We start from the raw sequence: 23371 nt of genomic DNA, 5'->3' as shown, positions 1-23371 counted from the left end.
AGGGTGGTAAGAAGGTCCGGCACTGCCCGCAGCGGCCCCACGGGGGCCGAGGCGGCCACGTCGGCCCCGCCCCCCCGCCGAGCCGGGCCGCCGCCGCGCCCGCCCGGGGGTGGGGGGGGGGGGGCGGGGGGTGGGGGGGGGGGGAGGGTGGAGGTCCGAGGCATGCCCGCCACTCTAGTCGGGCTATCCTGGGAGGTCATTGACGACCACGTCCTCCGCCGTCCCCTCCGGGCGCACGGCCAGGCTGGTCCCACCGATGCCGCGGCGCACCGCCACGCCGGTGCCGGACCCCGCCGACCCGAGACGAGAGCACGGCCGCCCCTGCGGCGCCGGCCCGACGCGGTGGACCCACATGACGAGGAGCAGGTGACGCACATGCCCACCGGGCGCATCAAGTTCTACGACTCGACCAAGGGCTTCGGGTTCGCCCAGACGGACGAGGGCGAGGAGGTCCACGTGCCCGCCTCGGCCCTGCCGGCCGGGGTGACCGAGCTGCGCGGAGGCACCCGCGTGGAGTTCGGCGTGGCCGAGGGCCGCCGCGGCAAGCAGGCGCTCTCGCTGCGCGTGCTCGACGCCGCACCCTCGGTGGTCCGCAACCACCGACCCGGCGCCACCGAGATGGCCGTCCTCATGGAGGACCTCATCACGTGGCTGGACCAGACCTCCAACGGCCTGCGCCGCGGCCGCTACCCCCAGCGCGCCCAGGCGCAGAAGATGGCGCAGGTGCTGCGCCGTGTCGCCGACGATCTGGAGGCCTGAGCCATGACCACCCACGACGACGCCCCGCGCGTCGACCACCGGAGCCCCGACGCCGAGCCCGCGCCCGCGGAGGAGAGGGCGGCCGTGCCGCCCGCGCGTCGCCGGGCCCCGCGCCGCGACGAGCTGCTCGCCGCCGCCGTGGACGCCGCCCGCGCGGGGCTGGCCGGGCTGGCCGCCCCGGACGAGGTGGGGGAGCACGTGGACGTGCTCGTGGACGACGACCGGCTCCTGACGCACCGCTTCGCGTGCCGCATGCCCGGCTACGCGGGCTGGCTCTGGTACGTGACGATCGCCCGGGCCCCACGCGCCAAGCAGGTCACCGTGTGCGAGACCGGCCTCATGGCGGGGGAGGGTGCGCTCGTGGCGCCCCCGTGGGTGCCGTACGCCGAGCGCGTGAACGAGGAGGAGCGCGAGCGGCTCAAGGCCGTGGCCGAGGGCCGCGTGCCCGGCGCCCCGGCGCCTGAGACCGCGCCGGACGACCGCGGCTGAGACGGCGCGCCCCGGCTGACCCGCCGGGGCGGACACGCAACGGGCCCGCGGTGGAGTCCCCCGCGGGCCCGTGTCCCCGTCCGGGGACGGCTCAGGCCAGGCGCTCGACCACGTGGTCGATGCAGCGCAGCAGTGCCGCGACGTCCTCGGGCTCGATCGCGGCGAAGGTCGCGATCCGCAGCTGGTTCCGGCCGAGCTTGCGATAGGGCTCCACGTCCACCACGCCGTTCGCGCGCAGGGCCTGGGCGACCGCCGCCGCGTCGACGTCGTCGGAGAAGTCGACGGTGCAGACCACGGCGGAGCGGTCCTCGGACCGGGCCACAAAGGGCGTGGCGAAGGACGACGCCTCGGCCCACGCGTACACGCGCGAGGAGGAGTCGGCGGTGCGGGCGGTCATCGCGTCCAGCCCGCCCTGACCGTTCATCCAGCGCAGCTGCGCGTCCAGCATGACGAGCGTGGCCAGCGCGGGCGTGTTGTAGGTCTGGTCCTTGAGGGAGTTCTCCACGGCCGTGGCCAGGTCCAGGAACGCCGGGATCCAGCGGTCGGACTCCTTGATCTCCGCGACCCGCGCCAGGGCCCGCGGGGAGAACAGCGCGAGCCACAGACCGCCGTCGGACGCGAAGTTCTTCTGCGGCGCGAAGTAGTACACGTCCGCCTCGGACACGTCCACCGGCAGGCCGCCCGCGGCCGAGGTGGCGTCGACGACGACCAGCGCGTCCTCGTCGATGCCCGCGGGGCGGACGACGGGCGCCATCACGCCGGTGGAGGTCTCGTTGTGCGGCCACGCGTACACGTCGACCCCGGCCACGGCCTCCGGCTCGGGGCGGGTGCCCGGCTCGGAGGTGCGGATGTCCGACGGCGCCAGGAACGGCGCCTGGTCGGTGGCCTTGGCGAACTTCGAGCCGAACTCGCCGAAGCTCAGATGCTGGGCGCGCTCGCGGACCAGGCTGAAGGCGGCCGCGTCCCAGAACGCGGTGGAGCCGCCGACGCCGAGGATCACCTCGTAGCCCTCCGGCGCCGAGAACAGCTCGGCGACGCCCGACCGGACGCTCGCCACCAGGTCCTTGACCGGCTTCTGACGGTGCGACGTGCCGAGCAGCCCGGCTGCGTCCTGGAGCGCGCTCAGCTGCTCGGGGCGGACCTTGGAGGGGCCGGCGCCGAAGCGGCCGTCGGCCGGCAGCAGGTCCTGGGGGATGGTGATCTCGGCGGGGGAGGTCATGCGTGCTCCTGACGCTTCGGGGTCGCGGGTCGCGCCCATTCTCCCGCGCCCGGGACCACCGGCCGTCCACGTGACTCACGCCTCGCTAGGATGTCCGGGACGAAGAGCCCGAGGGAAGAGGACGTGCCATGACGGATCTGATCGACACCACCGAGATGTACCTGCGCACGATCCTCGAGCTCGAGGAGGAGGGCATCCCCCCGCTGCGCGCCCGCATCGTCGAGCGTCTGGAGCACTCCGGCCCCACCGTCTCCCAGACCGTGGCCCGCATGGAGCGGGACGGGCTGGTGCACGTGGGCGCGGACCGTCGGCTGGAGCTGACCGTGGCGGGCCGCGAGCGGGCCGTGTCCGTGCTGCGCAAGCACCGCCTGGCCGAGCGCCTGCTCGCGGACGTGATCGGCCTCGAGTGGGAGCTCGTCCACGAGGAGGCCTGCCGCTGGGAGCACGTGATGAGCGACCAGGTGGAGCGCCGCCTGCTCACGCTCCTGGAGAACCCCACCGAGACCCCCTACGGCACCCCGATCCCGCCCCGGCCCGAGCAGGCCTCCGCCGAGGACTGGAGCCGCGACATGGGCCTGGCGGGCGCCCGGCTCTCCGAGGAGGCCGCCACCGCCGGCCGGTTCCGCGTCCGCGGGCTGGCCGAGGGCGTGCAGACCGACCCCGAGCTGCTGGCCCAGCTGGCCGGCGCCGGCGTGACCCCCGGCCGTGTGGTGCGTGCCGAGGCCGCCCGCGACGCCGGGTACATCCGGGTCGAGGGCGAGGCGGAGGACGGCGCGGCCGCGGACGGCGGGGCCCTCGAGCTGGCCGAGGCCACGGCCGCGCACGTGTGGGTCGAGCGTCTCGACGGCTGAGGCGCGGCGCGCCGTCGTCGTGCGTGACGGGGGCGTGATGGCCCGGTGACGGGCCGGTGAACCTCTTCCGCCGCCGCAGGCGACACGCGGCGCGCCGATGCACCCGCGTCTAGCGTGGGGACACGACGCCCCTGTGTCCCCACGCTTCCGAGGCCCCCGATGCGCACACTCGTCCTCAACGCCGGCTACGAACCCCTCTCGGTCGTCTCCGACCGCCGGGCGCTGCTGCTCGTGGCCACCGGCAAGGCGAGCGTGCTCGAGGACGCCGGTGACCCGATGCGCAGCCCCACCCGCGCGTGGGGCCGGCCCCTCGTGATCCTGCTGCACCAGTACATCCGGGTGCCCCACACGGACGCGGCCCCGGTCTCCCGCAAGGGCGTGCTGCGCCGGGACGGACACCGCTGCGCCTACTGCGGCGCCCACGCCACCACCGTGGACCACGTGCGGCCGCGCTCGCGGGGCGGCGAGAACTCGTGGGAGAACCTCGTGGCCTGCTGCCTGCGCTGCAACGGGGCGAAGGCGGACCGCTCGCTCGAGGCCCTGGGCTGGCGGCTGCGGGTGGAGCCGGTGCGCCCGCGCGGGGCCCAGTGGCGGATCCGCGAGCTGGAGCGGCCCGCCGAAGCGTGGCGGGACTACCTGCGCCTGGCGGCCTGACGCCGGAAGCGGAATCGCGCCCGCCCGTGCCCGGCGGTTCCTAGACTCTCCAACGGTCGAGAGAGCGGAGGGGCCCATGAGCATGGAGTCGGCGGCACGGATGTCCATGATGCGGATGACCCGCGGGCAGTCCGACGCCCAGCAGAGCCTCGCCCGCGGCACGGTGCGCCGGACCATCGCGTTCGCGGGCCGGTACCGCACCCGCCTGATCGTGTTCGTCGCGGCGTCCATCGTGGGCGCGGTGCTCGGCGTGGCCTCGCCCGTGCTGGCCGGCGACGTCGTCAACGCGATCACCGGCGGCGCGGACCGCGGGCTCGTGGTGCGGCTGGCCCTGCTGATCGCCCTCGTGGCCGTGCTCGACGCGGCGCTGTCCGTGTTCACCAAGTGGCTCTCCTCCGGGCTGGGGGAACGCGTCATCTACGACCTGCGCACCGCCGTGTTCGACCACGTACAGCGCATGCCGGTGGCGTTCTTCCAGCGCACCCGCACCGGCGCGCTCGTCTCACGCCTGAACAACGACGTGATCGGGGCGCAGTCGGCGATATCGCGGACTCTCTCCGGCGTCGTCGCGAACGTGGTGTCCGTGGCGCTGACCCTGGGCGTGATGGTGGCCACCAGCTGGCAGGTCACCGTCCTGTCCCTCGTGATGCTGCCGCTGTTCCTGGTGCCGGCCCGGGCGGTCGGCTCGAAGCTGGCGGGCCTGTCCCGCGAACGGGCCGGGCACAACGCGGCCATGGGCGACCAGATGACCGAGCGGTTCTCCGCTCCCGGCGCCACGCTCATCAAGCTCTTCGGCCGCCCCGCCGCCGAGTCCGCCGAGTTCGCCCGCCGTGCCGACCGCGTGCGCGCCACCGGCGTGGACATCTCCGTGCGCCAGGCGGTCTTCACCACGCTGCTCACCCTGGTCTCCGCGCTCGCGCTCGCGGCCGTGTACGGCGTGGGCGGGCTCCAGGCGATCGCGGGCACCCTTGACGCCGGCGACGTCGTCACCCTCGCCCTCCTGCTGACCCGCCTCTACGCGCCCCTGACCGCGCTGGCGAACGCCCGCGTGGAGATCATGAGCGCGCTCGTGAGCTTCGAGCGCGTGTTCGAGGTCCTGGACCTGGAGCCGCTCATCACGGAGCCCGCGCGGCCCGCGGCCCTGCCGGAGGGGCCCCTGTCCGTGCGGCTGCGGGACGTACGCTTCGCCTACCCCACCGCGGAGCAGGTGTCCCTGGCCTCCCTCGAGGAGGTCGCGGAGCTGGACTCACGCGGCGGCGAGGAGGTGCTGCACGGGATCGACGTGACCGTCCCCGCCGGGGCCACCGTGGCCCTCGTGGGCTCCTCGGGTGCGGGCAAGTCCACCATCGCCTCGCTCGTCACCCGCCTGCACGACGTCACCTCCGGCGCCGTCGAGATCGGCGGCGTGGACGTGCGGGACCTCGCGTTCGCGGACCTGCAGCGGGCCGTGGGCATGGTGACCCAGGACGGCCACCTCTTCCACGAGACCGTGCGCGCCAACCTGACGCTGGCCCGCCCCGACGCGACGGACGAGCAGCTGTGGGACGCCGTCGAGCGGGCCCGCCTGCGCCCCGTGGTCGAGGCGCTGCCGGACGGGCTGGACACCGTGGTCGGCGAGCGCGGCTACCGCCTCTCCGGCGGCGAGCGGCAGCGCATGACGATCGCGCGGCTGCTGCTGGCGGCTCCGCGCGTCGTGGTGCTGGACGAGGCGACGGCGGCGCTGGACTCCACCAACGAACGCGCCATCCAGGAGGCGCTGGGGGAGGCGCTGGCCGGGCGGACCGCGATCGTGATCGCGCACCGGCTCTCCACCGTGCGCAGCGCGGACGAGATCCTCGTGGTCGAGGCCGGGCGGATCGTGGAGCGCGGCACGCACGCCGCGCTGCTCGCGGCGGGCGGGCGGTATGCGGAGCTCTACACCACGCAGTTCGCCGACGCGGAATGAGGCGGCGACCGGACCGGCCGCCCAGGTGCCCCAGGCCGGAATCGAACCGACGGCCTACCCTTTAGGAGAGGGTCGCTCTATCCAACTGAGCTACTGGGGCGCGGACCGTGCGTCGGTCCGGTGAGCGAGTCTAGCCGAGCCCTTCAGGCCGCCCGCGTGGCGCGACCACGACGGCGCCGCCCGGCCCACAGCATCACGGCCACCGCCAGCGCGAGCAGCGCCAGCAGGACCCAGCGGGTCAGCGTCAGGGCGGCGGCCAGGCCGGTGCCCGGGCCGCCGGCGGCGATCGCCTGCTCGATCGCGATGTTCTCGCAGATGTCCACGACCGCGAACAGCACGCCCAGCCCGAAGACGGCCCACTTGGCGCCGACGGGACGCAGGCGCCATGCGCCGACCGCGGTGACCGTCAGTGCCACGGCGATCGGGAAGATCACGCCGGCCGTCTTGTGCACCCAGTTCAGCTGGCCGCGGGCGTCCTCGTCCATGACCGCGGAGAGCGCGCGGATGTGGTCCTGCCCGTAGAACAGCAGGGAGTCCGGCATCGCCAGGCCGCCGCTGAGCTGGGTCATCTGCTGCAGCACCAGCAGATGGAGGTACGCGCCCACGAGCAGGGTGGTCACGATCAGCGCGCTCACCGGGATCGCCGGGCTGCCCTCGCGCTCAGCGGCCGCGGCGAGGTCCTCACGGACGTTGACGTCCCGCAGCGTGGGACGGGAGCGCGGGGACTCGGCGACCGGGCGCGCGGCGGGCCGCGACGGGCGCGGACGGGACTTGCGAGACTTCTGGGACACGGGGCACCTCCGCGGTCCATCCTCCCAGACCGACCGAGCCGGCCCGGCCCCGCGCCGTCCAGCCCGTCCAACCCACTTTCGAACGTGAAATCGGGGTCATGGGGACTTTCGAACGCGAGATAGGCCCCACATCACGTTCGAGAGTGCGGGTGGGGTGGGGGCGGGGGGCGACGACGGCGGCGCCCGCTGTCGCGTCCGGGGCCGCGCCTAGACTGGGTCCGCCATGGCTGACCTCTTCTCCGCGCTCGGACGCACGCCCCTGAACCTCGACCGCACCCGCCGCCCGGCGGACCCGGAGACCGCCCTGCCCGGGCTCGTGCCCCCGGCCGTCACGCGCGCGGCCGCGGACCCCGAGGCCTGGGGCGAGGACGTCCGGCCGGCCGCGCCGACGCACACTCCCGAGTCGCTCGTGGCGGGGCTCAACCCGCAGCAGGCAGCCGCGGTGACCCACACGGGGGCGCCGCTGCTGATCGTGGCGGGCGCCGGCTCGGGCAAGACCCGGGTGCTGACCCACCGCATCGCGTGGCTGCTCGCCACCGGACGGGCGCGGCCGCACGAGATCCTCGCCATCACCTTCACGAACAAGGCCGCCGCGGAGATGCGCGAGCGCGTGGCCGGTCTGATCGGTCCCACTGCCCAGCGGATGTGGATCTCCACGTTCCACTCCTCCGCCGTGCGGCTGCTGCGCAACGAGGCCGCCAACATCGGGCTGAAGTCCACGTTCACCATCTACGACTCGGCGGACAGCCTGCGCCTGGTCACCACCGTCGCCAAGCAGCACGAGCTGGACCCGAAGCGCTTCGCGCCCAAGGCCCTGCTGAACCGCATCAGCTCCCTGAAGAACGAGCTCGTGGAGGCGGACGACTACGCCGCCACCGTGGCCGAGGGGGACCCGTGGGGCCGCGCCGTCGCCGCCGTCTACCGGGACTACACGGCCCGCCTGCGCCAGGCCAACGCCCTGGACTTCGACGACCTGATCGGCATGACGGTCCACATGTTCGAGGCGTTCCCGCGCGTGCTGGACAACTACCGCCGCCGGTTCCGCCACGTCCTCGTGGACGAGTACCAGGACACCAACCACGCCCAGTACCGGCTGATCCGGCTCCTCGCCGGCCCGGCGGGCGACCCCGAGGGTGTGGAGACCCCCGGCGGCGAGCTGACCGTCGTCGGCGACTCGGACCAGTCCATCTACGCGTTCCGCGGCGCGGACATCCGCAACATCGTCGAGTTCGAGCAGGACTTCACGGACGCCGTCACCATCAAGCTCGAGCAGAACTACCGCTCCACGCAGACCATCCTGGACGCCGCCAACGCGGTGATCGAGCGCAACCCGGACCGCCGCCCCAAGCGCCTGTGGACGGCCGAGGGGGAGGGCCCGGCGATCGTCGGCTACGCCGCGGAGAACGAGTCCGCCGAGGCGGAGTGGATCGCCACCACCATCGACCGGCTGCAGGACGAGGACGGGATCCGCCCGGCCGACGTCGCCGTGTTCTACCGGACCAACGCGCAGTCCCGTGCGCTCGAGGAGCGGCTGGTGACGCGCGGCATCCCGTACCGGGTCATCGGCGGCACGCGCTTCTACGACCGCAAGGAGATCAAGGACGCGCTCGCCTACCTGCGGGTGATCGTCAACCCCGACGACGACGTCAACGTGCGCCGCATCCTCAACGAGCCCAAACGGGGCATCGGGGACCGGGCCGAGGGCGCCGTCGCCGCGTGGGCCGAGCGCAACCGCTCCACGTTCTCCGCGGCCCTGCGCGACGCCGAGAACGCCCCCGGCATGGCCGCCCGCTCGCTCAAGGCCGTCCGCGGCTTCGTGCAGATGATGGACGACCTCGGCCAGGTCGCCGAGTCCGCCGGCCCGGCCACCGTCCTGGAGGCCGTCCTCGAGCAGTCTGGGATGCTGGCCGCCCTCCGCGAGTCCGAGGACCTGCAGGACGAGTCCCGCGCGGACAACCTCGGCGAGCTCGTCGCCGTCGTCCGCTCCTTCGAGACGACGCACCCGGACGGCACCCTGTCCGACTTCCTCGAGCAGGTGGCGCTCGTGGCGGACGCAGACCAGCTGCCCACGGCCCCGGACGTGGAGGGCGAGGCGCTCGCCGAGCAGCAGGGCCAGGTCACGCTCATGACGCTGCACACCGCCAAGGGCCTCGAGTTCCCCGTGGTGTTCCTGACGGGCATGGAGCACGGGGTGTTCCCGCACGCCCGCTCGATGACGGACGAGAAGGAGCTCGCGGAGGAGCGTCGCCTCGCGTACGTGGGCCTGACGCGCGCCCGCCGTCGCCTGTTCCTGACGCGCGCCGAGGCACGCTCGCTGTGGGGCCAGCACCAGTTCAACCCGCCCAGCCAGTTCCTCGGGGAGATCCCGGAGACGCTCATCGACTGGGAGCGGGAGGGCACCACCCGCTCGGCCGGCTCGTTGAGCCTGACCGGCGCCGGCACCTCGCGCTACGCGGGGCGGTTCGGCGGCGGGCGGCCGGCCTGGCGGTCCCGGGACGACGACGGCGCGCGGCCCCAGCGCCTCACCCGCGGGGACGAGCCGGCGGACCTCACGGTGCCCTCCGGTGTGGTGCGCGGGAAGGCGCCGAGCCGGGTGCAGCCGCAGAAGGAGATCGTGGCGCTCAGCCCAGGTGACCGCGTCTCCCACGCGACCTTCGGCGAGGGGCGCGTGGACGCCGTCGCGGGCGCCGGGGACAAGACCGTCGCGACCGTCACCTTCGACGTCACCGGGGCGCAGAAGCGGCTGCTGCTGCGCTACGCCCCGCTGACGAAGGTCGAGGGCTGACAGGACCGGCCCGCCGACCCCCCGGTCTCTCCGGGGTGTGGACTAGAGTGAGCCGTGGAACGCCGCCGTCCGCCGCCCTGCTGTGCCCCCGTGCCCGGCCCGGCCACGGAGGGGGCGTCGACGTCGGCCGCGCCCGCGGGCGAGGCCGGCAGACCCTGTCTTCGACCAAGAAGGACACACCACCGTGGACCTGTATGAGTACCAGGCGCGCGATCTGTTCGAGGCGCACGGCGTCCCCGTGCTGGCCGGCATCGTTGCGCAGACCCCGGACGAGGCCAAGGCGGCCGCGGAGAAGATCGGCGGCGTCACCGTCGTCAAGGCACAGGTGAAGGTCGGCGGCCGCGGCAAGGCCGGCGGCGTGAAGGTCGCCAAGACGGCCGACGAGGCCTACGAGCACGCCAAGGCCATCCTGGGGATGGACATCAAGGGCCACACCGTGCATCAGGTCATGATCGCCCAGGGCGCCGACATCGCCGAGGAGTACTACTTCTCCGTGCTGCTGGACCGCGCGAACCGCACCTACCTGGCCATGTGCTCGGTCGAGGGCGGCATGGAGATCGAGCAGCTCGCCGAGGAGCGCCCCGAGGCCCTGGCCAAGGTGCCCGTGTCCGCGCTGACCGGTATCGACGCCGAGACCGCGCAGAAGATCGTCGCCGAGGCGGGCTTCCCCGAGGAGCTGCGCGCCGACGTCGCCGAGGTCATCCAGAAGCTCTGGGAGGTCTTCGAGAAGGAGGACGCCACCCTCGTCGAGGTGAACCCGCTGGTGAAGACCGGCGACGGCACGATCCTCGCCCTGGACGGCAAGGTCTCCCTCGACGACAATGCGCAGTTCCGCCATGAGGGCCACGCCGCCCTCGTCGACGAGCGCACCGAGGACCCGCTGGAGGCCAAGGCCAAGGCCAACGACCTCAACTACGTGAAGCTGGACGGCCAGGTCGGCGTGATCGGCAACGGCGCCGGCCTCGTGATGTCCACCCTCGACGTCGTCGCGTACGCCGGCGAGCAGCACGGCGGCGTGAAGCCGGCCAACTTCCTGGACATTGGCGGCGGCGCCAACGCCGAGGTCATGGCCAACGGCCTCGACGTCATCCTGGGCGACGAGCAGGTCAAGTCCGTGTTCGTGAACGTCTTCGGCGGCATCACCGCGTGCGACCAGGTCGCGAACGGCATCGTCAAGGCCCTCGAGATCCTGGGCGACGCCGCCACCAAGCCGCTGGTCGTGCGCCTGGACGGCAACGCCGTGGAGGAGGGCCGCCGCATCCTGCAGGAGGCGAACCACCCGCTCGTCACCCTGGCCGCCACCATGGACGAGGGCGCCGACAAGGCCGCCGAGCTCGCCCACTCCGCGAACTGACCGTTCGGAAAGACTGAGGAAACAGCTATGTCGATCTACCTGAACAAGGACTCCAAGGTCATCGTCCAGGGCATCACCGGCGGTGAGGGCACCAAGCACACCCGCCTCATGCTCAAGGCCGGCACGAACATCGTGGGCGGCGTGAACGCCCGCAAGGCCGGCACCACCGTGTCCCACGAGGACAAGGACGGCAACGCCGTCGAGCTGCCCGTCTTCGGCACCGTCAAGGAGGCCATGGAGAAGACCGGTGCGGACGTGTCCGTGGCCTTCGTGCCGCCGGCCTTCGCCAAGGACGCCGCCATCGAGGCCATCGAGGCCGAGATCCCGCTGCTCGTGGTCATCACCGAGGGCATCCCGGTGCAGGACACCGCCAAGTTCTTCGCCCTGTCCCAGTCGAAGACCGGCGAGGACGGCAAGCCGAAGACCCGCATCATCGGCCCGAACTGCCCCGGCGTCATCACCCCGGGCGAGGCCCTGGCGGGCATCACCCCGGCCACCATCACCGGCTCCGGCCCCATCGGCCTCGTGTCCAAGTCCGGCACGCTGACCTACCAGATGATGTACGAGCTGCGTGACTTCGGCTTCTCCACCGCCATCGGCATCGGCGGCGACCCGATCATCGGCACCACCCACATCGACGCCCTCGAGGCGTTCGAGGCCGACCCGGACACCCAGGCCATCGTGATGATCGGTGAGATCGGCGGCGACGCCGAGGAGCGTGCGGCCGAGTTCATCAAGGCCAACGTCACCAAGCCGGTCGTCGGCTACGTGGCCGGCTTCACCGCCCCGGAGGGCAAGACCATGGGCCACGCCGGCGCCATCGTCTCCGGCTCCGCCGGCACCGCGCAGGCCAAGAAGGAGGCCCTCGAGGCCGCGGGCGTGAAGGTCGGCAAGACCCCGTCCGAGACCGCCCAGCTCATGCGGGAGATCCTGCAGGCCCAGGCCTGATCCCGCGGTGGGGGGCGCCGATGCCGGCGCTCCGCACCGGCAGGCGGATGCACCACGGCCCCTGTCCCTCGTCCTGAGGGGCAGGGGCCGTGTGCTGTGCGGGGCGGAGCAGGCGGTGGGCGCCCGTCAGCCCACGTTCGCGCCGAAGAGCAGGCCGAGCACGTACGTCACGGCGGCGGCGCCGAAGCCGATCGCGAGCTGGCGCAGGCCCCGGGCCAGCGGTGAGGAGCCGGACAGCAGCCCGACCACACCGCCGGTGAAGAGCAGGGCCGCGCCCACCATCGCCGCAGCCAGGCCCAGGGCCCACGGCCCGGACATGCCGAAGATGTACGGCAGGATCGGGATGAGCGCGCCGGAGGCGAAGAACGCGAAGCTGGACAGGGAGGCGCTCCACGCCGAGCCGATCTCCGCGAAGGAGTTCGAGTGGTCCACGGGTCCCTGGGAGCCGTCGGGACGGGCGGAGAACCGCGGGTTGCAGTCGCACGTGAGATAGCCGAGGCGCTCGAGCGCGCGGTGCTCGGCGTCCTCGGGCGTCATGCCGCGGGCCAGGTAGACGAGCTTGAGCTCGTTGTGGTCCAGGTCCAGGTGCTGGGCCGCCTCGAGGGTGATCTGGGTGGGGGAGGATGCCTCGAGCAGCTCCCGCTGGGACCGCACCGAGACGTACTCGCCGGCCGCCATGGACAGCGCGCCCGCCAGCAGGCCGGCCACGCCCGTGAACAGCACGACGGACGGCGCCACGCCCGTCGCGCCGATGCCCATCACGAGCGCCAGGTTGGAGACCAGCCCGTCGTTCATGCCGAAGACGGCGGCACGGAAGTTGCCTGCCAGCTGCTCGCGACCCCGGGCGGCGAGGCCGCGCACGACCTCCTCGTGGATGGCCTCGTCCGCCACCATGCCCTCGGGGGCGTCCTGGTCCTCCGCGTAGGGAGTGTCCGACTCGGCGCGCTGGGCCAGGGCCAGCACGAACACGGAGCCGAAGATCCGTGCGAGCCAGCGCAGCAGGACGCGACGGAAGGAGGGGCGTGGGGGGTTCTCGGCGTGCTTGCCCAGGAGAATCCGCCAGTGCTGCTCATGGCGGCGCTCGGCCTCGGCGAGGCCGAGCAGGATGTCGCGCTCCACACCGTCCTTGCGGGCGGCGATGTCGCGGTAGATCTGGCCCTCGGCGATCTCGTCGGCGAGGTAGCGGCGCCAGCGTCGGACCTGCTCGCGGGTCGGCTCGGGGCGTGCTGCAGGAGTGGCGGTGTGGGCGGGGCTCATGGGGCTCCATCGGATGGTCGGGCGGGGACGGGCGCCGCCGCCGCGGACCACGGCGGCCGGGCGCGCGCCCGACCCGCCAGTCTACGCCGTCGCTACCATGGCCGCATGGACGCAGCAGAGACCCCCGACGGCCCCGAGGCCGCCGCCCACGACGGCGGCCGGCCGGCCTGGCAGCACCGCCTCCTGGCGGGCGGGGTGGAGCCGGACCCCCGGTTCACGCTCGCCAATGAGCGCACGTTCCTGGCCTGGGTCCGGACGGCGCTGGCGCTGCTGGCCGGCGGGGTCGCGGTGGAGGCGTTCACCGGCGCCCTCTTCGCGCCGCCGGTCCGGGTGGTGCTGAGCACGGTGCTGCTCGTCCTGGCGGCGCTGCTCGCCCTGGGCGCGGGTGTGCGCTGGCTCCGGGTAGAGCGGGCGATGCGCCGCGGCCGTCCGCTGCCGCTGCCGCTGATCGTCCCGGTCCTGGCGGGGGGCGTCGTGCTGGCCGTCGTGGTGCTGATGCTCGCCGTCGTCCTGCCGCGGGGCTGAGGCGATGCGTCTGCATCACGACCCGGGGCTGCAGCCCGAGCGCACCGTGATGAGCTGGGGCCGCACGGTCCTGGCGCTGGGCGTCCTCAGCCTCACGTTCCTGAGGTGGTGGCCGGCCGTCGGCGCGTGGGCGTTCGGGCCTGCGGTGGTGGCGGCCGTCGGCGGGGCGGCGGTGCTGGCCACGCAGCGCCGGCGCTACGTGGCGCAGGCGGACGGGATCGCGCGGGAGCGGGCCCGGCCGGCGCTGGCGTCGGTGGCCTGCATGGTCGCCCTGGTGGTGGGCTTGGCGGGCCTCGGGATCACCGCCACGCTGCTGCACGCGGCATGATCCGCGGACGACGACGGCGCCCCTCACCTGCGCGGGCAGGTGAGGGGCGCCGTCGTGCCTCCGGGGGCGGACCGCTCAGCGGGCGATCATGCCGTGGGGGTCGATGACGAACTTCTCCAGGGACCCCTGGTCGAACTCCGCATAGGCCTGGGGTGCCTCGTCCAGGGTGATCACGCGCGGGTTGACCATCTCCGTCAGGTACGGCATCCGGTCCCACAGGATCGACATCATCAGCTGGCGGTTGTAGCGCATGATGGGCGCCTGGCCGCCGATGATGTGGGGCGACTTGATCCAGGCCTTGCCGAAGTCCACCGGGAAGGTGCCCTCCTGCTCGGCCTTCGTCTCCGCGATCGGGTTCGGCCCGTAGATGCCGATGATGCCCGTGGCGCCGCCCGGACGGGTGATGTCCAGGACCTGGTTCACGGCGGCGATCGGCTGCATCTCATCGGACGCGGAGCCCAGGCCGTGGGCCTCGGAGCCGACGCAGTCCACCGCGCAGTCCACCATCGGCTCGCCCAGGATGTCGTTCACGGCGTCCTGCAGGTTCTCCGTGGCGGAGAGGTCGATGGTCTCGCAGCCGTGCTTGCGCACCAGCTCCAGCCGGGAGGCGTCCTGGTCGCCCACGATGATGCACGAGGCGCCCAGCAGCCGAGCGGCGGCCGCGGCGCACCGGCCCACGGGGCCGGCGCCGGCGATGTAGACGGTGGAGCCGGGCTTGGCGCCGGCCTCCATGAGACCGTGGAACGCCGTCGGGAGGATGTCCGAGAGCACGGTCAGATCCAGGATCTTCTCCATCGCCTGCTCCTGGTCCGGGAAGCGCAGCAGCTGGAAGTCGGCGTACGGCACGAACAGGTACTCGGCCTGTCCGCCCTGGAAGCCGCCCAGATTGAAGCCGTAGGCGGCGCACGCCTGCTCCGGGTTGGCGGTCTCACAGATCTCGGTCCGGCCGGCGCGGCAGTTGCGGCAGCGGCCGCAGGCCACGTTGAACGGCACGGAGACGAGGTCGCCCTCCTGCAGGAACTGGACGTCGCTGCCGACCTCCAGCACCTGGCCGGTCATCTCGTGACCCAGCACCATGCCCTCGGGGGCGGGGAAGGACCCGCGGTAGATGTGCAGGTCGCTGCCGCAGATGTTGGTCGCGACGATCTTGAGGATGACGCCGTGCGGGGCGGCGGAGCCGTCGGGCATCTCCAGCTTGGGGAAGTCCAGCTCGTCGACGCGCACGTCCTTGATGCCGTGGAATGCCACGGCGCGATTCTTGGTGGTCATGGGAACCGTTGCCTTTCTGTCTCCAGCGAGGCCCGGGTGGATGGAAGCCGGAACGGCCCCGAGGGGGCGTCCCGGTCCCGAGCTATACGGAAACACTAGGGGCCGGGAGGAGCCTGAGGAAGGATCGCCCGCCGCCGCATCGTCTGGCCTGACCATCGTGCGGGCATCGGAGGACCGCAGGCCCCGGGCGCATCGGTCAGACCTGCGCTCGGACCGCGGGGTCGACGCCGTGGCGGGAGCGCACCCGCCAGGCCTCGAGGACCGCGGGGTCGGTGGGCCGGGTCATCAGGCTGAGGAGGACGTACACGACGGCGGAGGCGGCCAGGCCGACGTAGATTGGCTCGTTCGCGAAGACGCCCTCGAAGGGCTCGGCCGCGTTCAGCTCGAGCCAGCCCATGGTGCCGAGGGTGCCCACCGTCCCGACCACCATGGACCACAGGGCCGCCGTGCCGGTGCCGCGCTTCCACACGAGGCCGCCGACGATCGCGACGAACAGGCCGCCCACGAGGATGTCGTACGCGATGGTCAGGGCCGCCACCACGTCCGGGACGACGATCGCCAGCCCCAGCACGACGGCGCCGAGCAGCAGCACCCAGCCGCGGTTCGAGGCGAGCTCCGCCGCGGTCTCCGTGGCCGCGTCCTCGGTGGTGGCGCCGTCCTCGGCGGCGGCGGCCTCGCCGCGGAGGATGGGGAGGATGTCGGTGCGCATCACGGTCGAGGCCGCGATGATCGCGCCCGAGGCGGTGGACATCATGGCCGCGACGGCGGCCGCCAGGGCCACGCCGCCCACGCCCACGGGCAGCAGGTTCTGGGCGACCCACGCGAACACGTCGTCCGTGGCGGCGATGTCCGCGGTCACCGTGCGCGCCGCCATGCCGATCACGGCGCCGGCGACGCCGTACACGATGCAGTACAGCCCCGCGGTGGCGCCGCCGATCTGGGCCACGCGCGGGGAGCGGGCCGTGAACACGCGCTGCCAGACGTCCTGGCCGATCAGCAGGCCGAGGGTGTAGATCACGAAGTAGGTGACGATCGACTGCACGCCGATCCCGTCCCAGCTGAAGAACTCGGCGCCCAGGCGCTCCTGCATGGCGCTCCAGCCGCCGGCGTTGGCCAGGGAGAGGGGGAGCATGAGGGCGAACAGGCCGATGGTCATGATGAGGAACTGGGCCATGTCGGCCAGGGTGATGGACCACATGCCGCCGAGCACGGAGTAGGCCAGCACGATGCCGCCGCCCACCAGGACGGACAGCCAGCGGTCCCAGCCGAAGAGCACCACGAAGAGCGACGCGTAGGCGCCCGTGGAGGTGGCGGCGAGCATGAGCGTGTAGGCGAGCATCACGAAGGAGGAGGCGTGGGAGGCCCCGCCACGGCCGTACCGCAGGCGGAGCATCTGCGAGACGGTGTAGATCTTCAGGCGGGCCAGGATCGGGGCGAACGCCACCGACAGGATGAGGACGCCGACGCCGATGGCGGCCACGAGCCACGCGCCGGAGAGCCCGAACTCGTACCCCAGGCCGACGCCGCCCACGGTGGCGGCGCCGCCGAGCACGACGGCGGCCATGGTGCCGGTGAACAGCACCGGCCCGAGGCGGCGGCCCGCCACGAGGTAGTCCTCCGAGCTGGCGGCGCGGGTCTTGCCCCACCAGCCGAAGGCGAGCATGCCGACCAGGTAGACGGCGACGATGGTCAGGTTGAGGGTCACGGGCGGTCTTTGGAGCGAAGGGATCCGAGGCGCCGGGATGCGGTGCGCCGCGGCGGGACACAAGAGATCGTCGTGTTGCCGATCACACGATCCGGGCCTACGGTAAACACATGTTGCTTATCAGACAACATGTCGTCCAGGGTGACATCGGCGATGTCGCCTGGCCGACGTCGGGAGGAGCGCGATGAAGGCCCTCCCGCTCGAGACCGCGCCGGGCCAGGCGCTGATCGGCCGTCGGCTGCGTGCGCTGCGCGAGGCGCGGCGGCTCACCGTGGCCCAGCTGGCCGAGGCGGCCGGCGTCAGCAAGGGCTTCCTCTCCCGCCTCGAGCGGGACCTGACGAGCCCGTCCGTGAGCACGCTCGTGACCCTGTGCCAGGTGCTCGGCGCGAGCCCGGGCGACGTCCTGGACGCGCCCGAGGTGACGGTCGTGCGCCTCGCCGACGCCCCCGCGGTCAACCTCGGCGGCGAGGGCATCCGCGAGCGCCTGATCACCCCGCGCGGCAGTCGTGACCTGCAGATCCTGCGCGCTGACATCGCGCCGCGCGGCCGCGGGGAGGCGGAGCTGTACACCGTGGACTGCCGCGTGGAGGCGGTGCACGTGGTCACCGGCCGCCTCGAGCTGCGGACCACCGAGGCCGTGCACCTGTTGGAGGAGGGGGACACCGTCACCTTCCCCGGCCGCGAGCCCCACTCGTGGGCCAATCCGGACGACCGCCCCGCCGTCGTGCTGTGGACCCTCGTGGGCCACGCGTGACCCCGTCCGGCGCGCCCACACCGGACAGACCAGACCGACCAGACCGAACCGAACCGCCCAGAGAGGACATCCAGATGCTCGAGATCCCCCGCGTCGAGGACAACGGCCGCCTCGGCCCCGTGAACTCCGCCCTCGTGCCCCGCTACGGCGGCACCCCCACCTACGCGCTGCTGCCGCGCCTGGACGAGGCGGCCGCGGCCGGCGTCGCCCCGGAGATCAAGGTGGTCGGCGTGCCGTTCGACGCCGGCGTCTCCTACCGCCCCGGTGCACGCTTCGGGTCCGGCCACGTGCGGCAGTCCTCGCGGCTGCTGCGCCCGTACAACCCCGCCACGGACACCTCGCCCTTCGCGCAGGCCCAGGTGGTGGACGCCGGGGACATGGCGGTGAACCCGTTCGACATCGGCGAGGCCATCGAGGCGATCCAGCAGGACGCGATGGACCTCACCGAGGACGGCTCCTCGCTCATGACCATCGGCGGCGACCACACCATCGCGCTGCCGCTGCTGCGCGCCGCCTCCGCCCGGGCGGGCGAGCCCGTTGCCCTGCTGCACTTCGACGCCCACCTGGACACGTGGGACACCTACTTCGGGGCCGAGTACACCCACGGCACGCCGTTCCGCCGCGCCGTGGAGGAGGGGATCCTGGACACCGAGGCCATCTCGCATGTGGGCACGCGCGGTCCGCTCTACGGCAAGAAGGACCTCGACGACGACCACCGCATGGGCTTCGGCATCGTCACCTCCTCGGACGTGTTCCGTCAGGGCGTGGACGAGATCGTGGACCAGCTGCGCCAGCGCATCGGGGGTCGGCCGCTCTACATCTCGGTGGACATCGACGTCCTCGACCCCGCGCACGCGCCGGGCACCGGCACCCCCGAGGCCGGCGGCATCACGAGCCGCGAGCTGCTCGAGATCCTGCGTGGGCTGCGCGGGCTCGACATCGTGGGCGCAGACCTGGTGGAGGTGGCCCCGGCCTACGACCACGCCGAGCTGACCGGCGTCGCCGCCTCCCATGTGGCCTACGACCTCATCTCCCTGATGGCCGACCGCCGCGCCACCCGCGCGGCCGCCGGTGAGGAGTCGGCCCGATGACGGACGAGCAGACGACGACGGCGGCCCCGCGGCGCAACGGCGGCGACCTGGCCGTGGAGACGCTCCACGCCCTGGGCGCGCGGACGGTCTTCGGCATCCCGGGCCAGCACGCCCTCGGCCTCTTCGACGCCCTGTCGCGCTCCCCGCTGGAGTTCGTCTCGAACCGCGTGGAGAACAACGCCGCCTTCGCCGCGGACGGGTACGCCCGGGCCACCGGCGAGGTCGGCGTCCTGTTCCTCTCCACCGGCCCGGGCGCCCTCACCTCACTGGCCGGCCTGCAGGAGGCGTACGCCACGGGCGTGCCGATGCTCGTGGTCGCCTCGCAGATCCCGCTGTCCGGGCTCGGCGCCCGGCGCAAGGGCATGCTGCACCAGCTGGACGACCAGAAGGCCTCGGCCCGCAACGTCACCAAGGCCCAGTTCACGGTCCACCACGCCTCGGGCATCCCGTCCGCCATCCAGGACGCGTGGGCCGAGGCCATCACCGTGCCGCAGGGGCCGGTGTGGGTCGAGATCCCGCAGGACGTGCTGCTCGGCGAGGTCATGGTGCCCCCGGTCGAGGACGCCCTGGCCGTGCCCTACGACCACCCGCCGCGCGCCGAGCTCGTGGCCGAGTCCGCACGCTGGCTGCGCGGGGCCGGGCGGGTGGCGATCGTGGCCGGCGGCGGTGTGCGCCGCTCCGGCCGGGCCGCGATGGAGAGCCTGCGGGAGGTCGCGGAGCTGCTCCAGGCACCCGTGGTCTGCTCGCCGGGCGGCAACACCGCCTTCCCGTGGGAGCACCCGCTCAGCCTCGGCGGCTGGGTGGAGGACCGCCTCGTCACGGACCTGCTCGAGGACGCGGAGGTGCTGCTCGTGGTGGGCTCCTCGCTCGGTGAGGTCACCTCGAACTACTTCACTCTCGAGCCGCGCGGCCGCCTCATCCAGGTGGACGCGGAGCCGCGTGTGCTGGAGACCAACCACCCCACGCTGGGTGTGCGCGCCGACGCAGGCCAGGCGCTCGAGGCCCTCGCCGCGGCGCTGCGCGAGTCGGGCTCGGTGGCGCAGGACGCCGCCGTCTGGCACGGCCGCACCCCGGCCGAGGTGGTCGCCGACGTCAACGCGCGCATCGGCGCCCGGCTCGACGCCCAGGACCTCGGCGTGGAGCGCCGGCTCCTGGCGGACATCCGCGCCGCCGTCCCGTCGACCATGCAGACGTACTGGGACATGACCATCGCCGCCTACTGGGCGTGGAACTGCTGGGACGCGCAGGACGGCGAGTTCCACTCGGCGCAGGGTGCCGGGGGGCTCGGCTACGGGTTCCCGGCCGCGTTCGGCGGCGCGGTGGGCCTGGCCCACCAGGGCCGCACGGGGATCGACGGGCGCGTGCTCGCCGTCGCCGGCGACGGCTCGGCGATGTACTCCCTCGCCGAGCTCGCGGCCGCCCGGCAGCACGGTGCGGCGGTGACGTGGCTGATCATCGACGACGGCGGGTACGGCATCCTGCGGGAGTACATGGAGGGCGCGTTCGGCAAGGCCACGGCCACCGAGCTCGACCGGCCGGACTTCCAGGCCCTCGCCGCCTCCTTCGGCGTGCCCGCCGAGACGGTGGGAGTGGAGGACGTGCGCGGCGCGCTCGAGCGCGCGTTCCAGGCGGACGGGCCGAACGTCGTCGTGGTGCAGACCCGCCTGGCGATGTGGGCGCCGAGCCACCTGGGGGAGGCTCCGGAGGTCTGACGCGGCCCGGCGCCGGAATCGCTGACTCGACCCTGAGAGTGTGCGCCACCTTTCCAGGTGCATGTTTCAGCAACGGAGCTGGACCGGCAGGTAGTTGAGACGTCGACCGAGGCGCCGGCGGTCCCGCCCGTGTCAGAAACCGCCCAGGAGATGTCCTGGAACCATCCCGCCGATCTCACGAAAACGTCCGGCATCCGTTGCCATGCTGGCCTCTCGACGCGGCCCGCCACCCGGCGGGCGCCCCACGAGAGGAACTCCATGGCCCCCGGGCTCCCGACCCGCTCCCGCCGTCCCTTCCCCCAGGTCACCGAGGGAGACGAGGCCCCCGCCGTCACGCCCACCTTCGAGGGCCGGGCCTTCCATCGCCCCGCCGAGGACGTCGAGGACCAGGGCGCCGCCTTCGACGTCGGCACGCTCGTCTCCCGCCGCAACGCGCTGGGCATCTTCGGCGCGGGGGCGGGAGCCCTCGTCCTCGCCGCGTGCGGTGTCCAGGAGGGCGCCTCGTCCTCCTCCGGCTCGACGTCGGCGAGCGCCGGCTCCTCGTCACCCGCGGCCTCCTCCTCGTCGGCGGCGAGCGCCTCGCCGTCCGCCACCCTGACCGAGATGGTCACCGAGACCGCAGGCCCGTACCCGGGCGACGGCTCCAACGGCCCGGACGTGCTCGACGCGTCCGGCATCGAACGTTCCGACCTGACCACGAGCATCGACACGGGCACCGCCGCCGAGGGCGTCCCGCTGACGGTGACGATGAACGTGATCGACATGGCCAACGGCGACGCCGCGATGACCGGCGCCGCCGTGTACCTCTGGCACGCCGACGCGCAGGGCCGCTACTCGATGTACTCGGACGGCATCACGGAGGAGACCTACCTGCGCGGCGTCCAGGTGGTGGGCGACGACGGCACGGTCACCTTCACCACGGTGTGGCCCGGCTGCTACGCCGGCCGGTGGCCCCACCTGCACTTCGAGGTGTTCCCGGACAAGGCGTCCATCACGGACGCGACGAACAACGTCCTCACCTCCCAGATCGCCATGCCCGAGGAGCAGTCCGCGCAGGTCTACGCCACCTCGGCCTACGACGGGTCCACGGAGAACTTCGCCGACGTCAGCCTCGAGACGGACAACGTCTTCTCGGACGGCTACGAGACGCAGCTGCCGCAGATCACGGGCTCCGTGGAGAAGGGCTTCGCCATCACCATCGACGTCCCGATCGACACCACCACTGAGCAGGAGCAGGGCGGGATGGGCGGGCCCGGCGGTGGCCAGCCCCCGGCGGGCGGCGAGGGCGGCCAGCCCCCGGCGCAGCCCTGAGCCCGGCGGACGTGGGCTGAGCCGTCCGGCTCAGCCCACGCGTCCTGCCGGCGGCTCAGTCGGTCTGGGACTCGTTGCGCTCGGGGTGCGGGCCGAACACGAAGTGGCGGCCGGACACGCGCTGGACGTCCACGCGGACGTAGAAGTCCTTGAGCGTCGGCACCCACGGTTCGATGCCGAGGGACTCGGCCTCCGCGATCTCCGCCTCCGTGTCCAGGCGGCGCGCGGTGCCGTGCACGAGCACGGACCAGGCCTGGTCGGCCAGGATCCCGTCGGCCTGCACCACGACGTGCGGGTTCACCGTGAGCTCGGCGAGCTTCGAGCCGGGCGCGGTGCGGAAGTAGATGGCGCCGTCGTGGGCCCGCACGTTCACCGGCACGATGTCCGGCCGCCCGTCCACGGCCAGCCCGAGGCGCGCGTGGCCCACGCGGCCCAGCAGTCGCCAGACCTGGTCCTCGTCCAGCACCAGGACGGCCTCGCCGTCCGGGTGCTCGAACATCAGGTGGTCCCCGGGCTCCGCGACCGGATCGGGGCGCTGCATCGACGGGGCGTCGTCGGTGTCATGGTGCTGCGGGGTCATCGGGGCCTCCTGGCATGCCGGGACGGGCGCCGTCGGGCGCGGCGCTGAGATCGGGCTCACATCCACTCTATACATGGTCGGTCGCCCGCGAGGCGACGATGTCACCCAGCACCGCCGCCGTCGTCGGCGCCTCGCGGCCCGGGGCGACGGCGAGCGCGAACGGGCACGTGTGGGCGCGCGGGCCGTCGTCGACGAGCCGGCCCGACGACGGCGCGGCCGGGTCCGGCGTGAGCCACCTGCCCCCGGCGCGGCGCAGGATCAGCTGCCCTGCCGCGACGTCCCAGGGCTTGGTGTCCACGTACAGCGCGGCGTCGGCCCAGCCCGCCGCCGTGTGGGCGAGCTCGAGGGCGCCGGAGACGGTGCGGCGCACGGTCGCGTGGGCGGTCACGAGCCGCCCGAAGCGGCGCAGCGCGTCCTCGCCCTCGCGCGCGATCGCTTCGCCCGCCGGGTAGGAGGTCACGAGGTTCTGGGCGCGCTCGCCGCCGGCCGGCGCCGGCCGGGCGACCTCGGCCAGCGGGCGCTCCGGCCCGTCGCCGCGGGTGAGGTAGGCGCCGTCCTCGTCGGCGGAGAACGCCAGCCGGCCCACGGGGTCCAGCACGACGCCGGCCACCACCTCGCCGTCGACCTCGGCGGCCAGGGACACCGAGAACATCGCGAAGCCGTGTGTGAAGTTGGAGGTGCCGTCGATGGGGTCGACGATCCAGGTCAGCCGGGCGGCCTCACCGGTGCCGGCCTGCGCCCCGAGCTCCTCGCCGAGCACGCCGGAGCCGGGGACCGCCGTCGTGAGCGCGGCGACGAGCCGGGCCTCGGTGTGTCGGTCGTGCACGGTGACGAGGTCGTGGTGCGTGGTCTTGGCCTCGGGCCCGATGGCGGTGGGGGAGCGGAAGGCGGCGGCGAGGTCGCCGACGACCGCGCGGGCGGCGTCGAGGGCGATCGCGCGGAGCTCGGCGGGGCGGCTGTCCCTTTTACACATCTCCGGGCCCACGAGACGGAAAAAAAAAAAAACACACAAGGCAGATACAGCATGTACTACGCGACAAACAG

Annotated in this window: 21 protein-coding genes and 1 tRNA gene; 14 read left to right on the top strand and 8 right to left on the bottom strand. The window is 73.3% G+C overall.

Annotated elements, in window-relative coordinates:
• Nucleotides 1-375: 375 nt before the first annotated feature.
• Complete coding sequence (locus tag FLM69_RS07905; protein ID WP_020628350.1) at nucleotides 376-759, top strand: cold-shock protein; 384 nt, start codon at nucleotides 376-378, stop codon at nucleotides 757-759.
• 3 nt (nucleotides 760-762) lie between these two features.
• The gene (locus FLM69_RS07900; RefSeq protein WP_041103071.1) at nucleotides 763-1248 is read left to right on the top strand and encodes a DUF3027 domain-containing protein; all 486 of its coding nucleotides are present in this window, start codon (nucleotides 763-765) and stop codon (nucleotides 1246-1248) included.
• Nucleotides 1249-1339: 91 nt separating this feature from the next.
• Here FLM69_RS07900 and serC read toward each other — a convergent pair whose 3' ends face one another.
• A complete protein-coding gene (gene serC / locus FLM69_RS07895) occupies nucleotides 1340-2467 on the bottom strand; it encodes a phosphoserine transaminase (protein ID WP_141843757.1) in 1128 nt (375 codons plus the stop codon).
• A gap of 128 nt (nucleotides 2468-2595) precedes the next feature.
• Here serC and FLM69_RS07890 point away from each other — a divergent pair, with 128 nt between their 5' ends.
• The 3 genes from FLM69_RS07890 to FLM69_RS07880 all read left to right on the top strand — a co-directional run bounded on the left by FLM69_RS07890 (nucleotide 2596) and on the right by FLM69_RS07880 (nucleotide 5917).
• Nucleotides 2596-3318, top strand: coding sequence for a metal-dependent transcriptional regulator (locus tag FLM69_RS07890; RefSeq protein WP_020628347.1), 723 nt, complete (start codon nucleotides 2596-2598; stop codon nucleotides 3316-3318).
• Between the two features lie 159 nt (nucleotides 3319-3477).
• Nucleotides 3478-3972, top strand: a complete 495-nt coding sequence (locus FLM69_RS07885; RefSeq protein ID WP_020628346.1) for an HNH endonuclease — start codon at nucleotides 3478-3480, stop codon at nucleotides 3970-3972.
• Nucleotides 3973-4048: 76 nt separating this feature from the next.
• Complete coding sequence (locus FLM69_RS07880) at nucleotides 4049-5917, top strand: ABC transporter ATP-binding protein (protein ID WP_181743498.1); 1869 nt, start codon at nucleotides 4049-4051, stop codon at nucleotides 5915-5917.
• Between the two features lie 26 nt (nucleotides 5918-5943).
• Here the strand turns inward: FLM69_RS07880 and FLM69_RS07875 are convergent.
• Both FLM69_RS07875 and FLM69_RS07870 read right to left on the bottom strand, forming a co-directional pair.
• Nucleotides 5944-6017: transfer RNA gene (locus FLM69_RS07875), tRNA-Arg, on the bottom strand.
• 43 nt (nucleotides 6018-6060) lie between these two features.
• Nucleotides 6061-6708: a hypothetical protein gene (locus FLM69_RS07870; protein WP_044659023.1), complete on the bottom strand. Its 648-nt coding sequence runs from the start codon at nucleotides 6706-6708 to the stop codon at nucleotides 6061-6063.
• 223 nt (nucleotides 6709-6931) lie between these two features.
• On the opposite strand from FLM69_RS07870, the gene pcrA reads away from it, so the two are divergent.
• From pcrA to sucD, 3 genes are all read left to right on the top strand, one after another.
• Nucleotides 6932-9493: a DNA helicase PcrA gene (gene pcrA / locus FLM69_RS07865; RefSeq protein ID WP_141843755.1), complete on the top strand. Its 2562-nt coding sequence runs from the start codon at nucleotides 6932-6934 to the stop codon at nucleotides 9491-9493.
• Nucleotides 9494-9677: 184 nt separating this feature from the next.
• The gene (gene sucC / locus FLM69_RS07860; RefSeq protein ID WP_036382513.1) at nucleotides 9678-10847 is read left to right on the top strand and encodes an ADP-forming succinate--CoA ligase subunit beta; all 1170 of its coding nucleotides are present in this window, start codon (nucleotides 9678-9680) and stop codon (nucleotides 10845-10847) included.
• A gap of 27 nt (nucleotides 10848-10874) precedes the next feature.
• Nucleotides 10875-11795, top strand: coding sequence for a succinate--CoA ligase subunit alpha (gene sucD, locus FLM69_RS07855; RefSeq protein WP_012750749.1), 921 nt, complete (start codon nucleotides 10875-10877; stop codon nucleotides 11793-11795).
• 126 nt (nucleotides 11796-11921) lie between these two features.
• On the opposite strand, the gene FLM69_RS07850 is transcribed toward sucD, so the two are convergent.
• Nucleotides 11922-13052: a VIT1/CCC1 transporter family protein gene (locus FLM69_RS07850; protein WP_049147151.1), complete on the bottom strand. Its 1131-nt coding sequence runs from the start codon at nucleotides 13050-13052 to the stop codon at nucleotides 11922-11924.
• A 105-nt stretch (nucleotides 13053-13157) separates the two neighbouring features.
• Here FLM69_RS07850 and FLM69_RS07845 point away from each other — a divergent pair, with 105 nt between their 5' ends.
• Together FLM69_RS07845 and FLM69_RS07840 are read left to right on the top strand one after the other, a co-directional pair.
• Entirely contained in the window at nucleotides 13158-13577 is a 420-nt protein-coding gene (locus FLM69_RS07845; RefSeq protein ID WP_036317007.1) for a YidH family protein, read from the top strand.
• Nucleotides 13578-13581: 4 nt separating this feature from the next.
• Entirely contained in the window at nucleotides 13582-13905 is a 324-nt protein-coding gene (locus FLM69_RS07840) for a DUF202 domain-containing protein (RefSeq protein ID WP_134377458.1), read from the top strand.
• Between the two features lie 75 nt (nucleotides 13906-13980).
• On the opposite strand, the gene FLM69_RS07835 is transcribed toward FLM69_RS07840, so the two are convergent.
• Nucleotides 13981-15174 carry an alcohol dehydrogenase catalytic domain-containing protein gene (locus FLM69_RS07835; RefSeq protein WP_134377457.1) on the bottom strand — a complete coding sequence of 398 codons (1194 nt, stop codon included), beginning with the start codon at nucleotides 15172-15174 and terminating at the stop codon, nucleotides 13981-13983.
• 196 nt (nucleotides 15175-15370) lie between these two features.
• Complete coding sequence (locus tag FLM69_RS07830; protein WP_141843753.1) at nucleotides 15371-16879, bottom strand: sodium:solute symporter; 1509 nt, start codon at nucleotides 16877-16879, stop codon at nucleotides 15371-15373.
• Between the two features lie 184 nt (nucleotides 16880-17063).
• On the opposite strand from FLM69_RS07830, the gene FLM69_RS07825 reads away from it, so the two are divergent.
• The 4 genes from FLM69_RS07825 to FLM69_RS07810 all read left to right on the top strand — a co-directional run bounded on the left by FLM69_RS07825 (nucleotide 17064) and on the right by FLM69_RS07810 (nucleotide 21747).
• On the top strand, nucleotides 17064-17633 hold the full coding sequence (locus FLM69_RS07825; protein ID WP_041103047.1) for an XRE family transcriptional regulator: 570 nt from the start codon (nucleotides 17064-17066) through the stop codon (nucleotides 17631-17633).
• 74 nt (nucleotides 17634-17707) lie between these two features.
• Nucleotides 17708-18724: an agmatinase gene (gene speB / locus FLM69_RS07820; RefSeq protein ID WP_041103046.1), complete on the top strand. Its 1017-nt coding sequence runs from the start codon at nucleotides 17708-17710 to the stop codon at nucleotides 18722-18724.
• Nucleotides 18721-20436, top strand: a complete 1716-nt coding sequence (locus FLM69_RS07815; RefSeq protein ID WP_141843752.1) for a thiamine pyrophosphate-binding protein — start codon at nucleotides 18721-18723, stop codon at nucleotides 20434-20436. The genes speB and FLM69_RS07815 overlap by 4 nt, the downstream gene beginning before the upstream one ends.
• Before the next feature lie 258 nt (nucleotides 20437-20694).
• Nucleotides 20695-21747 (top strand): 3,4-dioxygenase subunit beta, encoded by a 1053-nt coding sequence (locus FLM69_RS07810; RefSeq protein ID WP_141843750.1) that lies wholly within the window; start codon nucleotides 20695-20697, stop codon nucleotides 21745-21747.
• Nucleotides 21748-21802: 55 nt separating this feature from the next.
• On the opposite strand, the gene FLM69_RS07805 is transcribed toward FLM69_RS07810, so the two are convergent.
• Both FLM69_RS07805 and FLM69_RS07800 read right to left on the bottom strand, forming a co-directional pair.
• A complete protein-coding gene (locus FLM69_RS07805; RefSeq protein ID WP_141843748.1) occupies nucleotides 21803-22327 on the bottom strand; it encodes a pyridoxamine 5'-phosphate oxidase family protein in 525 nt (174 codons plus the stop codon).
• A gap of 67 nt (nucleotides 22328-22394) precedes the next feature.
• The gene (locus tag FLM69_RS07800; RefSeq protein ID WP_141843746.1) at nucleotides 22395-23300 is read right to left on the bottom strand and encodes an inositol monophosphatase; all 906 of its coding nucleotides are present in this window, start codon (nucleotides 23298-23300) and stop codon (nucleotides 22395-22397) included.
• Nucleotides 23301-23371 lie beyond the last annotated feature (71 nt).

It is taken from the genome of Micrococcus sp. R8502A1 (assembly GCF_006704135.1).
GTDB classification, from domain to species: Bacteria; Actinomycetota; Actinomycetes; order Actinomycetales; family Micrococcaceae; genus Micrococcus; species Micrococcus luteus.
The sequence above is the reverse complement of the archived record's forward strand: the minus strand, read 5'-3'. Positions and strand labels throughout refer to the sequence as shown.

Coding starts and splice junctions, on each gene's coding strand:
- FLM69_RS07905 (WP_020628350.1), top strand. CDS start 376: ATGCCCACCGGGCGCATCAAGTTCTACGACTCGACCAAGGGCTTCGGG.
- FLM69_RS07900 (WP_041103071.1), top strand. CDS start 763: ATGACCACCCACGACGACGCCCCGCGCGTCGACCACCGGAGCCCCGAC.
- serC (WP_141843757.1), bottom strand. CDS start 2,467: ATGACCTCCCCCGCCGAGATCACCATCCCCCAGGACCTGCTGCCGGCC.
- FLM69_RS07890 (WP_020628347.1), top strand. CDS start 2,596: ATGACGGATCTGATCGACACCACCGAGATGTACCTGCGCACGATCCTC.
- FLM69_RS07885 (WP_020628346.1), top strand. CDS start 3,478: ATGCGCACACTCGTCCTCAACGCCGGCTACGAACCCCTCTCGGTCGTC.
- FLM69_RS07880 (WP_181743498.1), top strand. CDS start 4,049: ATGAGCATGGAGTCGGCGGCACGGATGTCCATGATGCGGATGACCCGC.
- pcrA (WP_141843755.1), top strand. CDS start 6,932: ATGGCTGACCTCTTCTCCGCGCTCGGACGCACGCCCCTGAACCTCGAC.
- sucD (WP_012750749.1), top strand. CDS start 10,875: ATGTCGATCTACCTGAACAAGGACTCCAAGGTCATCGTCCAGGGCATC.
- FLM69_RS07850 (WP_049147151.1), bottom strand. CDS start 13,052: ATGAGCCCCGCCCACACCGCCACTCCTGCAGCACGCCCCGAGCCGACC.
- FLM69_RS07845 (WP_036317007.1), top strand. CDS start 13,158: ATGGACGCAGCAGAGACCCCCGACGGCCCCGAGGCCGCCGCCCACGAC.
- FLM69_RS07840 (WP_134377458.1), top strand. CDS start 13,582: ATGCGTCTGCATCACGACCCGGGGCTGCAGCCCGAGCGCACCGTGATG.
- FLM69_RS07835 (WP_134377457.1), bottom strand. CDS start 15,174: ATGACCACCAAGAATCGCGCCGTGGCATTCCACGGCATCAAGGACGTG.
- FLM69_RS07825 (WP_041103047.1), top strand. CDS start 17,064: ATGAAGGCCCTCCCGCTCGAGACCGCGCCGGGCCAGGCGCTGATCGGC.
- speB (WP_041103046.1), top strand. CDS start 17,708: ATGCTCGAGATCCCCCGCGTCGAGGACAACGGCCGCCTCGGCCCCGTG.
- FLM69_RS07815 (WP_141843752.1), top strand. CDS start 18,721: ATGACGGACGAGCAGACGACGACGGCGGCCCCGCGGCGCAACGGCGGC.
- FLM69_RS07810 (WP_141843750.1), top strand. CDS start 20,695: ATGGCCCCCGGGCTCCCGACCCGCTCCCGCCGTCCCTTCCCCCAGGTC.
- FLM69_RS07805 (WP_141843748.1), bottom strand. CDS start 22,327: ATGACCCCGCAGCACCATGACACCGACGACGCCCCGTCGATGCAGCGC.
- FLM69_RS07800 (WP_141843746.1), bottom strand. CDS start 23,300: ATGTGTAAAAGGGACAGCCGCCCCGCCGAGCTCCGCGCGATCGCCCTC.